Annotated in this window: 9 protein-coding genes; 5 read left to right on the top strand and 4 right to left on the bottom strand. The window is 40.7% G+C overall.

The genetic code is table 11. The features are described from left to right. Window positions 1–303: 303 nt before the first annotated feature. The gene (gene purL / locus KO525_RS09350) at window positions 304–4,194 is read right to left on the bottom strand and encodes a phosphoribosylformylglycinamidine synthase (RefSeq protein WP_215963538.1); all 3,891 of its coding nucleotides are present in this window, start codon (window positions 4,192–4,194) and stop codon (window positions 304–306) included. Between the two features lie 363 nt (window positions 4,195–4,557). Here purL and mltF point away from each other — a divergent pair, with 363 nt between their 5' ends. Then, the gene (mltF, locus tag KO525_RS09345; protein ID WP_215963537.1) at window positions 4,558–6,015 is read left to right on the top strand and encodes a membrane-bound lytic murein transglycosylase MltF; all 1,458 of its coding nucleotides are present in this window, start codon (window positions 4,558–4,560) and stop codon (window positions 6,013–6,015) included. 117 nt (window positions 6,016–6,132) lie between these two features. Continuing rightward, a complete protein-coding gene (locus KO525_RS19800) occupies window positions 6,133–6,258 on the top strand; it encodes a hypothetical protein (protein WP_256448310.1) in 126 nt (41 codons plus the stop codon). Between the two features lie 27 nt (window positions 6,259–6,285). Here the strand turns inward: KO525_RS19800 and tadA are convergent, their stop codons facing one another. Then, complete coding sequence (gene tadA / locus KO525_RS09340) at window positions 6,286–6,816, bottom strand: tRNA adenosine(34) deaminase TadA (RefSeq protein WP_215963536.1); 531 nt, start codon at window positions 6,814–6,816, stop codon at window positions 6,286–6,288. Between the two features lie 179 nt (window positions 6,817–6,995). Between tadA and KO525_RS09335 the strand changes: the two genes are divergently transcribed. Genes KO525_RS09335 through KO525_RS09325 form a run of 3 tightly spaced genes read left to right on the top strand, consistent with a single transcriptional unit; the run spans window position 6,996 to window position 7,870 of the window. Next, the gene (locus tag KO525_RS09335; RefSeq protein ID WP_215963535.1) at window positions 6,996–7,229 is read left to right on the top strand and encodes a hypothetical protein; all 234 of its coding nucleotides are present in this window, start codon (window positions 6,996–6,998) and stop codon (window positions 7,227–7,229) included. A 24-nt stretch (window positions 7,230–7,253) separates the two neighbouring features. Next, on the top strand, window positions 7,254–7,460 hold the full coding sequence (locus KO525_RS09330) for a hypothetical protein (RefSeq protein WP_215963534.1): 207 nt from the start codon (window positions 7,254–7,256) through the stop codon (window positions 7,458–7,460). Window positions 7,461–7,504: 44 nt separating this feature from the next. Then, a complete protein-coding gene (locus tag KO525_RS09325) occupies window positions 7,505–7,870 on the top strand; it encodes a hypothetical protein (protein ID WP_215963533.1) in 366 nt (121 codons plus the stop codon). Between the two features lie 127 nt (window positions 7,871–7,997). Here KO525_RS09325 and guaA read toward each other — a convergent pair whose 3' ends face one another. After that, entirely contained in the window at window positions 7,998–9,581 is a 1,584-nt protein-coding gene (gene guaA, locus KO525_RS09320) for a glutamine-hydrolyzing GMP synthase (RefSeq protein WP_215963532.1), read from the bottom strand. Window positions 9,582–9,689: 108 nt separating this feature from the next. Then, window positions 9,690–11,159 carry an IMP dehydrogenase gene (gene guaB, locus KO525_RS09315; protein ID WP_215963531.1) on the bottom strand — a complete coding sequence of 490 codons (1,470 nt, stop codon included), beginning with the start codon at window positions 11,157–11,159 and terminating at the stop codon, window positions 9,690–9,692. Window positions 11,160–11,440: the final 281 nt, after the last annotated feature.

Raw genomic sequence — 11,440 nt, 5'->3', positions numbered from 1 at the left:
CGCAAATACACTTTATCAAGCTGAACCTATTTTTAAAGTAAAAACTTTATTTTTTTATGGTAAGCACCTACAGACTGTAAAAATATCATTTAAAATAAGGGCTACACCAATAAAGTACAAAAGTAAGACAGTTAAAAGGCGGTCAATTTTACGCTTTCCTTTGTCTCAAAAATAAAACTCTTTGATTATTTATTTTCCGCTTTAACTGGTAAAACATAGCTTTTGCTTCTGGCAAGAATAAAAAAAGCCAGTTAATAAATAACTGGCTTTATGAGATTGATTCGACTTATCTGTAATCGAAATTTAACCGACCCACTTGCGTGCGTTACGGAACATACGCATCCAAGGGCTATCTTCAAGCCACTCGTCTGGATGCCAAGAATTTGTAACGGCACGGAATACACGCTCAGGATGCGGCATCATAATCGTGGTACGTCCGTCTGTCGTCGTTAGAGACGTAATCCCTTCTGGCGACCCATTTGGGTTAGCCGGGTAGGTTTCAGTGAACTCACCATTATTATCAACATAACGCATGGCAACCGTATTTGATGCAAGTGCTGCTTGAACAGCACTATCGGCTGTAAATTCTGCACGCCCTTCACCGTGTGATACCGCGATTGGCATACGTGAACCTGTCATACCTTGGAAAAATACAGAGTTAGACTCTTGGATTTCGACCAAACTAAAACGAGCTTCAAAGCGCTCAGACTTGTTTGTCACAAAACGAGGCCAGTGATCAGCACCTGGGATAAGTGAACGTAAGTTAGACATCATCTGACAACCATTACAGACACCTAAACTAAAGGTGTCTTCGCGGTGGAAGAAGGTCTTGAACATTTCACTTAGTTTGTCGTTGAACAATATTGATTTTGCCCAACCTTCACCAGCACCTAATACGTCTCCGTATGAGAACCCACCACATGCCACTAAACCTTTAAATGACTCTAGTGACAAGCGGCCTTCTTGTAAGTCGCTCATGTGAACGTCTATTGCGTCGAAACCAGCACGAGTAAAGGCAGCTGCCATTTCTACGTGTGAGTTAACCCCTTGCTCACGTAAGATAGCAACACGTGGTTTATCACCTTTAGCTATAAACGGAGCTGCAACGTCTTCATTTATGTCGAATGACAATTCAACATTTAGACCTTTGTCGTTTGCATCAAATTTAGCGTCATGTTCTTGTTTTGCACATTCTGGGTTGTCACGCATAGACTGCATGTGGAATGTAGTTTCTGCCCACACTGTACGATAATGCGTGCGGGTATTTTCAAGAACAACTTCGCCATTAAAGCTAAACGACAACTTGTCTTCACTATTTACTGAACCAATAACGTGCGCATTAGCCGCTAATCCATTGGCAGCAAACACTGACAATACGTTAGATTCATCCGCTTTACTGACCTGGATAACTGCACCTAATTCTTCAGAATAAAGAATTGACGTCGCGTCTTCTCCGAGTCCATCTAAATTAACAACCGCACCGGCTTTACCAGCAAATGCCATTTCAGCAACAGATGTAAACAAACCACCGTCTGAACGGTCGTGATATGCCATCAATTGCTCAGATTTAACCAAGCTCTGGATTGAATTAAAGAAACCTTTTAACAGCTCAGGACTATCAACATCTGGCGCTTCAGTGCCGAGTTTGTTGTAAACTTGAGCCAGACAACTTGCCCCCATACGGTTTTGCTTGCTACCAAGATCAACCAATATGAGTGACGTTTCGCCTTTATCAGTGCGTAGTTCTGGAGTCACCGTATTACGAACATCTTCAACACGGGCGAATGCGGTGATCAACAACGACAGTGGCGAGGTAACTGATTTATCAGTCCCATCTTCTTCCTGCCATTTTGTTTTCATCGACATTGAATCTTTACCCACAGGAATAGTGATATCTAATGCGGGACATAATTCTTCACCAACGGCTTTAACTGCTTCGTATAAACCAGCGTCTTCACCCGGGTGTCCGGCTGCTGCCATCCAGTTCGCCGACATTTTAATCCGGTTTAAATTACCGATATCTGTCGCGGCTATATTGGTAATAGACTCTGCGACGGCCATGCGAGCAGAGGCGCCGTAATTTAGCAATGCGATTGGGGTACGTTCGCCTAGAGACATCGCTTCACCGAAATAACTGTCTAGTGATGCTGTAGTAACGGCACAGTCAGCAACTGGGACCTGCCACGGGCCAACCATTTGGTCACGAGAAACCATACCAGTTACCGAACGGTCACCTATCGTCACAAGGAACGTTTTTTCAGCAATCGCCGGTAAACGCAGTAGACGTTCCGCCGCGTCAGCGATTTCAATTTTTGAAATGTCAAATTCGCTACCAGCAACGTGTTTAGCCGCTACATCTCGATGCATCTTAGGAGCTTTACCCAATAAGATGTCCAATGGCATATCAATCGGTTTGTTGTCAAAATGTTCGTCATTTAATGTTAGATGACGTTCTTCTGTTGCAACACCAACAACAGCATATTGCGCGCGCTCACGTTGACAAATATTTTCAAAAACTTCTAAATTTTCAGGAGCGACTGCTAAGACATAACGTTCTTGAGATTCGTTACACCAAATTTCCAGTGGCGACATTCCAGGTTCGTCATTAGGTACGTCGCGAAGTTCAAATACGCCACCACGTTCGCCATCGTTAACAAGCTCTGGGAATGCGTTTGATAAACCACCAGCACCTACATCGTGGATAAAGGCAATCGGATTTTCGTCACCAAGCTGCCAACATTTGTCGATAACTTCCTGACAACGACGTTCCATTTCTGGATTTTCACGTTGTACTGATGCAAAGTCTAAATCTTCATTTGACTGACCAGACGCCATTGAAGATGCGGCACCACCGCCAAGACCGATATTCATCGCAGGTCCACCCAGCGCAATTAATTTAGCGCCAACCGGGATAATGCCTTTTTCGGTATGTTCACGACGAATGTTACCTAATCCGCCAGCAAGCATAATAGGCTTGTGGTAACCACGAACTTCTTCGCCATTAAAGCTATTTACTTTGTCTTCGTATGTACGGAAATACCCCAAAATATTCGGGCGACCAAATTCGTTATTAAATGCCGCACCACCTAATGGTCCTTCTACCATAATGTCGAGAGCTTCAACGATACGAGACGGCTTGCCGTAGTTAATTTCCCAAGGTTGTTCAAAACCTGGGATACGTAAGTTTGAAACGGTAAATCCGTTAAGACCAGCTTTAGGTTTTGAACCACGACCAGTAGCACCTTCATCACGAATTTCACCACCCGAACCCGTCGCAGCACCAGGGAAAGGCGAAATAGCAGTTGGGTGATTATGAGTTTCGACTTTCATTAGAATGTCGATATTTTCATTATAAAACTTGTAAGAACCTGTCGTTGGCTCAGCAAAAAAACGTCCCGCAACAGAACCGTGCATTACCGCAGCATTATCTTTATAAGCAGAGGTTACAAATTCGCTATTATGCTCAAACGTATTTTTAATCATTTTGAATAATGATTTTGGCTGTGCAACGCCGTCGATTGTCCAATCGGCGTTAAAAATCTTATGACGACAATGCTCAGAGTTTGCCTGAGCAAACATATATAATTCGATGTCGTTTGGGTTGCGACCAAGTTGAATGAAGTTTTCAACTAAGTAGTCAATTTCGTCGTCGGCTAATGCCAAACCCATTGTTAAGTTAGCATTTGAAAGCGCTTCGCGTCCGCCTGCAATTACGTCAACTGACGTGAATGGTTTTGGTTGTTCGGCTACGAACAATTGTGATGCTTGGTTTAATTCGCTAAACACAACTTCTGTCATTCGGTCGTGTAATTCAGCGACTAAATCAGATTTTTGTGTTTCGTTAAGATCACCAACAACATAAAACGCAATTCCACGTTCGACACGTTTTACTTTGTCTAGCCCGCAGTTATTAGCAATGTTTGTTGCTTTAGTTGACCAAGGAGAAATTGTTCCTGGACGAGGTGTAATTAAGAACAACTCACCTTCAGGTTGATGTTGCGCAATTGACGGACCGTATTCTACAAGTGAATTAAGTTTACTTAACTCATCATCAGACAATTCTGCTGTGACATCCGCAAAATGCGTATATTCCGCATAAATGTCAGTAACGTTTAGATCTTTAGCAGCAAATGCGGCTAAATATTTTTTAACACGAAATTCGGATAAAGCTGGTGCACCACGAAGGATTAACATATGCCAATTCACCATTCATTTTGAAAGGAAAAAAATTAGGCGCGCATTATATACTCAAATAGCCCCAATATATAGATTGCGACGTCGTTTTCCTGCAACTTTTTCTATCTAGCGCATTACCAAAAAATAATTCCATCTAAGACACTGATATCAGATAACAAAATAAAGTCGATTTACATGAAGGTTTAACGTAAACGTCCGGTCAAACTTAACCTAGACACCCACAAAAAATTAAACTTAAAATGCAACCAATTACTAGGATTTGTAGACTCTTCAACTAATTACCTCCAGCCAATGACTTTTTAATCCCTCTATGCCAGTTGTTTGATGACTAAATGAGGATCATTTGATATAAAGCCAGTGATGAAAAAAATACTGTCTCAACTCACAACACAAACAAAACAGGTCCCAAGTGGTCTGTTGCTTTTTATTGTTTGTTTTTTTATCACTGCTTGTGAGCCAAAACCGCCTGCCCCCAAGATTATTGAAATAGACAAAAAGCAGGTTATTAATGTCGGTATTTTATTTAATCCCACAAGTTACTATGTAGACGCCGACGGTACTGCTGGGTTTGAACATGATTTAGTTCATTCTTTTGCCGATTATTTAGGAGTCGAGGTTAACCTCATTCCTAGCTACCATATAGCAGAGTTACTGCCAAAGCTTGAAACTGGTCAAGTCGACCTTCTTGTCGGCGGATTTTCCCCTACAACTGAAATACTTGAACAATTTAGAACGTCACCGCCTTATTATCATGTCAGCCAAAAAGTTGTTTTTAAACAAGGTAGAGAGCGGCCCACAAATCTCTCTGAAGTCGATTTACCTATTGTTGTTTCTTCACAGTCGAGTCATTTAGATAATCTAAGAAAACAACAAACTGAAGAACTCGACTTTCAAATCCAAGTTGTCGATAACGTTGATTCAAACGAATTACTTGAAATGTTAATGGACGGCGAAATTGAGTTTACTGTCGCCGATTCACATAACCTCGCCTTAGTTAGACGATATTACCCAGATATTTCTGTGGCCTTTACATTGGCAAATGAACAACCTCTTACTTGGTTGTTACCCAAAAATCGTGACGACTCATTATTTGCAACCTTAATTGATTTTTTTGGCGACATGCACGAATCCGGTGAACTTATTGCGTTAGAAGAACGTTACTTTGGACATGTCGAGCACTTTAATTATGTCGATACTCGTTTATTCATGAATGCGGTTGGCAAAGTACTTCCAGATTACCAACACTGGTTTAAGGAATATGCCGGAGATTTAGATTGGCGTTTATTAGCAGCCCAAAGCTATCAAGAATCCCATTGGGATCCAAGAGCAAAATCCCCAACGGGAGTGCGAGGCATCATGATGCTTACACAACCAACGGCCAAGCAATTAGGTGTAAAAAGTAGACTAGATGCGGAATCAAATATTAAAGGCGGCGCCAAATATTTAAGTCAATTATTGAAGCGTATCCCAGCAAGAATATCTGAATTTGACCGACCTTGGTTTGCGCTCGCTGCGTACAACTTAGGTTGGGGACATGTTCAAGATGGACGAAAACTAACTAAAATATTGGGCGGTGATCCTGACAAGTGGGTTGATGTTAAAAAATACCTGCCACTGTTACGACAAAAAAGACATTACAAGACAACTCGTTATGGTTTTGCTCGAGGTGATGAAGCGGTGCAATATGTTGCCAATATCCGCCGATATTACGACACCTTAATTTGGATTGATGATAAAGCTGAACAACAAATTAAAATTGATACCTTGATGGACCAAGTCCACTCTGTAAGCACCGAAACAGAAACAAGCACTGATTAAAATTGAAACTGAAGCCCGCTAAACTAATCCTAGTTAGCATGATCTGTTACTGACGTTTTAAAAGGACAAAATATGTTTAGACGAAGAAGAAACATAAAATTAAAATTGAAAAGCCGTATGTTTAACAACACACGTAGACGCATAGCGAGAAAAACAATTTCAAATCGTTTGCTAAGTCGACGACTTAAACAAACGACGATTCGAATGGGCGAATCCAACGCCGATCCAGAAGAAATAATCTAATTACGTTGTGCCTTTAACTAACACCGCTTAATCAATTTGGTCATCGTCAATGTTGACATCATCTTTCAAAGTTTTATTTTCTTTCGCGGCTTTAATTTCTACTCTCCGCTTTTTAAAAAAAGCGGATATTTGATGACTGCACTGCTGCTCAAGTAGACCAGAAGTAAAGTCGACTTTGTGGTTATTACTATCATGCTGCAACAAATTCATTACACTGCCCACGGCCCCTGTTTTATAATCCTGCGCACCATAAACAAGTCGTGCTATCCGGCTGTGAATAATAGCACCGGCACACATAGGACAAGGTTCTAATGTTACATATATCGTGCTACCAACTAAACGGTAGTTTGCAATGTTTTTTCCAGCATTTCTAATCGCTACAATTTCAGCGTGAGCAGTTGAGTCGTGCAAGGTAATCGGCTGATTCCAGCCCTCCCCTAAAACTTCATCTTCTTTTACAATTACGGCACCTACAGGTATCTCGCCTTGGGCTTCTGCTTTCTCAGCAAGCGCCATAGCGTATTGCATCCATTTGACATCAAGTTCCGAATCGGACATGTTTATTTTCTAACAACCTAATAAAAGTTAGCTAATTAGACTAATATTCAGCGATATTCACAACAGTTAATTCAACTTTAAATATATTAATTGTTTATTTTCAATGCGTTATCTTTTGGTACATATATTGATATATAACTTGTCGTAGAAATTCACAACTTTATTGAAGGAATAAAATAATGCCTATTTCAGTTTTAACTATTGTACTTGTTTCGGTTATTGGTGGTTTACTATATGCCGCATACGAGCAACACGTTAAGTTGCAAATTAGTAAGAATAACAATCAACAAGATTCAGAAACCCAGCAGCAAATGGCCGCGTTAAAAGAACGAATTGAAGTCCTTGAAAAAATTGTGACGGACGACAGCTACAACTTGAAAAAAGAAATAGATTCGCTTAGAAAAACAGGCTAGAGCAAACAAAACAAGGGGTCAAACATGACTTTTATATTCCTAATTATTGCAGGTTGGTTAATTTACTCGGTGAATAATTTAAAAGAAGAAAGTAAATTAGGTAATCAAGACAAACTTGAAATAGAAACCTTAAAAGTTCAGGTATCCGCGTTAAAAGAACGGGTCGAAGTTTTAGAGAAAATAGCGACTGATGATAACGCTGGTCTAAAGCGCGACATAGATTCACTTTAACCTATTCAATGGGAATTACTCTTCAATCTAAACTGATGTTAGTTGTGTTTTTTTGTGCTCTTTTATCGGCATGTACTCGTGGTCACCTTGAATACAAAGATAAAAACGGTGTGTTAAAAGAAGCCTGCCACACCGAGTACACCTGGTTACCTAGCGTCGATAAATATGCCGTGGAATACGTACTTGTCTATTGTGCCCAAAAAGCTCAAGAGAAAGGCTACACAGTGCTTAATCAAAAGTTACTTAATGTCGACATTAGGGTTCCAAGCCCAGGAAGGGATCGAAAATGGACCCATAATTATGCCAAGAGTGAACATGCCTCTGGAAATTTGTCAGACCGCCAATACGGCTATATTATTGCTTTTATCGATTTAGAACTTAATAGCTCGGACTATAGCTCGGACAAATGAGCCCTCTGTTCAAATGAGTCGTAATGCCTAAAACGTAAACCTATGTTTAGCTTTAATGTATAACGTCCACGATCAAAAAAGCGCCTAAAAGGCGCTTTCTTGTTTCACTTAGCTAACGGATAAAGCGTTATTCCCACTCAATCGTTGCCGGTGGCTTACCACTGATGTCATAAACAACACGTGAAATACCATCAATTTCGTTAATGATGCGGTTAGATACCTTACCAAGGAAGTCATATGGTAAATGTGCCCAATGTGCCGTCATAAAGTCGATAGTTTCTACAGCTCGTAAGCTCACAACCCAATCGTATTTACGGCCATCTCCCATTACACCAACTGAACGAACTGGCAAGAACACGGTAAACGCCTGACTCACTTTATTGTACAAATCAGCTGAGTGTAACTCTTCAATGAAAATTGCGTCAGCACGACGTAATAAGTCGGCATATTCTTTTTTCACTTCGCCTAAAATACGAACACCTAAGCCCGGTCCAGGGAATGGATGACGATAAAGCATGTCGTAAGGTAAGCCAAGTTCAAGACCAATTTTACGTACTTCATCTTTAAATAGTTCGCGAAGTGGTTCAACTAAACCTAACTCCATATCCTCTGGTAAACCGCCCACATTGTGGTGAGACTTAATAACATGTGCTTTACCTGTTGCAGAAGCTGCTGATTCGATCACGTCAGGGTAAATAGTGCCCTGGGCTAACCATTTCGCATTTTTAAGTTTGCCTGCTTCTTCGTCAAAAATTTCGACAAATACATTACCGATGATCTTACGTTTTTTCTCAGGATCATTTTCATTTGATAAACGCTCCAAGAAACGGTCTTCAGCTTGAACATGAATTATGTTCAATCCAAAATGATCACCAAACATGTCAATAACTTGCTGACCTTCATTTAAACGAAGTAAACCATTATCAACAAATACACAGGTCAATTTGTCACCGATTGCGCGGTGCAATAACATGGCAACAACAGATGAATCGACACCACCTGATAAACCTAAAACAACTTCGTCGTCGCCAACTTGTTCTTTCATTTTTGCAATGGCGTCTTCAATAATTGTCGCCGACGTCCATAACTTGTCACATTCACAAATGGTGCAAACAAAGTTTTCCAACAAACGAAGACCCTGTTTTGTATGGGTCACTTCAGGGTGGAATTGAACACCATAAAAACGTTTTTCTTCGTTCGCCATTACAGCAAACGGGCAAGATTCTGTTTTTGCAACTGTTGTAAAGTCGGCAGGAATTGCATTAACTTTGTCGCCATGACTCATCCAAACGTCTAACAATGCATTGCCATTTGATGTAATCGCATCTTCAATATTTTTAAGAAGTGCAGATTCACTAACAACTTCAACCTGCGCATAACCAAACTCACGTTCGTCAGAAACTTCGACAGAACCACCAAGTTGTTCAGACATAGTTTGCATGCCGTAGCAAATACCTAATACAGGTACCCCTGCATTAAATACATATTCTGGTGCACGTGGCGAATTATGCTCGGTTACTGATTCAGGTCCGCCCGCTAAGATGATCCCGTTGGGATTAAAACCTTTGATCTGTTCTTCAGTAACGTCCCAAGCCCATAGCTCACAATAAACGCCAATTTCACGAATGCGTCGAGCGATAAGTTGAGTGTACTGTGAACCAAAATCTAAAATGAGAATTCGATGCTGGTGAATGTCTTGATTAACTGACATGTTTTAGCCTTCTTAAATAATTGTGGATATTGTCTGTTTTTTCAAACTGACTGAAAAAAGGAAGCCGAAGATAACTTCGGCTTGCCAAAATAATTAACGCTTTAAAGCCTAGCCTAAACGATAGTTAGGCGCTTCTTTTGTAATTTGAACATCATGTACGTGAGACTCACCCATACCGGCAGACGTTACGCGCACAAATTCAGGTTTTGTATTCAAAATTTCAATTGTGCTGCAACCCGTAAGACCCATTGCACTTCGAATACCACCAAGTTGTTGGTGAATGATGTTTTCAATTGGTCCTTTGTAAGCAACGCGACCTTCAATTCCCTCTGGCACCAATTTTTCTTTGTTGTCAGATTTTTGGAAATAACGGTCAGATGAACCATGACTTTGATTCATAGCGCCTAAACTTCCCATACCACGGTACGATTTGTAATAACGACCTTGATATAGTTCAACTTCACCAGGTGCTTCTTCCGTACCTGCTAACATTGAACCAACCATTACACAGCTTGCGCCAGCAACAAGGGCTTTAGCAATGTCGCCAGAAAAACGAATGCCGCCATCGGCAATAACAGGAATGTCTTTTCCAGATACAGCTTCTACTGCATCAGCAATTGCTGTGATTTGTGGAACGCCACAACCCGTCACGATACGAGTTGTACAAATTGAACCTGGGCCGATACCAACTTTAACCGCATTAACACCTGCTTCAACTAATGCCAATGCACCAGCCGCTGTTGCAACGTTTCCGCCAACAATATCTAAATCTGGGTAAGTTTTACGAGTTAACGCAACCCGGTCTAGAACACCTTGTGAATGTCCGTGAGAAGTATCGATTAACAATACGTCAACACCCGCTTCAACTAATGCGGCTATACGTTCATCAGTTCCAGCACCAACGCCTACTGCTGCACCAACACGAAGTCGTCCTAATGAATCTTTACAAGCGTTTGGTTTGCTATCAGCTTTTTGGAAATCTTTAACGGTAATCATGCCTGTTAACTTAAATTCATCGTCAACAACAAGAATTTTCTCAATACGGTTTTCATGCATCAAAGCTAAAACGATTTCGCGACTCGCGCCTTCTTTAACTGTGATCAATTTTTCTTTAGGCGTCATTACCGTAGTAATTGGATTTTGAAGATTAGTTTCAAAACGTAAATCACGCCCAGTTACGATACCTTCAAGGTTGTTATCTTTATCTACAACTGGGAAACCAGAAAATCCATGTTCGTCAGCCAATGCCATTACATGACCAATTGTCACATTATTTGCCACAGTAACCGGATCTGATACCACGCCTGATTCGTATTTTTTTACACGACGAACTTCATTAGCTTGCGCTTCGATTGACATGTTTTTATGAATAAAACCTAAACCGCCTTCTTGGGCAAGAGCAATAGCGAGTCGGCTTTCAGTAACTGTGTCCATGGCAGATGATACCATTGGAATATTCAGCTCAATATTACGGGTTAAACGTGTTTTTAAATTCGCTTCGTGTGGAAGGACAGTCGAATGACCGGGAACCAGTAATACGTCATCAAAAGTGAGAGCTTCTTTAGCTATGCGCAACATGAAAATTTACCTTAACTTAATATATGGAAGGACTTAATACCTAAATAGCCTCGAAATGCGGCTTTGTCCAATTCGTAAGTATAGTACGAAATAGAAACCGAATTTTGAGGCTATTTAAGTCTATATGTTGCGGCCGCATTTTAATCGAAACTTTGCCTAAGGTAAACTGACTTTCGTAAAAAAACTTGTTAAAGTTTGTATTATTTTAAATCTCGACTCTTTTATTTCTCAAACCACGCAAAGGACAATATTTTCGTGCTGCAATCTTATTCTTCACCGCA

The organism is Psychrosphaera sp. B3R10 (genome assembly GCF_018861025.1).
GTDB lineage: Bacteria > Pseudomonadota > Gammaproteobacteria > Enterobacterales > Alteromonadaceae > Psychrosphaera > Psychrosphaera algicola.
The sequence above is the reverse complement of the archived record's forward strand: the minus strand, read 5'-3'. Positions and strand labels throughout refer to the sequence as shown.

Coding starts and splice junctions, on each gene's coding strand:
- KO525_RS09335 (WP_215963535.1), top strand. CDS start 6,996: ATGCCTATTTCAGTTTTAACTATTGTACTTGTTTCGGTTATTGGTGGT.
- KO525_RS19800 (WP_256448310.1), top strand. CDS start 6,133: ATGTTTAACAACACACGTAGACGCATAGCGAGAAAAACAATTTCAAAT.
- purL (WP_215963538.1), bottom strand. CDS start 4,194: ATGTTAATCCTTCGTGGTGCACCAGCTTTATCCGAATTTCGTGTTAAA.
- KO525_RS09330 (WP_215963534.1), top strand. CDS start 7,254: ATGACTTTTATATTCCTAATTATTGCAGGTTGGTTAATTTACTCGGTG.
- guaA (WP_215963532.1), bottom strand. CDS start 9,581: ATGTCAGTTAATCAAGACATTCACCAGCATCGAATTCTCATTTTAGAT.
- tadA (WP_215963536.1), bottom strand. CDS start 6,816: ATGTCCGATTCGGAACTTGATGTCAAATGGATGCAATACGCTATGGCG.
- guaB (WP_215963531.1), bottom strand. CDS start 11,159: ATGTTGCGCATAGCTAAAGAAGCTCTCACTTTTGATGACGTATTACTG.
- mltF (WP_215963537.1), top strand. CDS start 4,558: ATGAAAAAAATACTGTCTCAACTCACAACACAAACAAAACAGGTCCCA.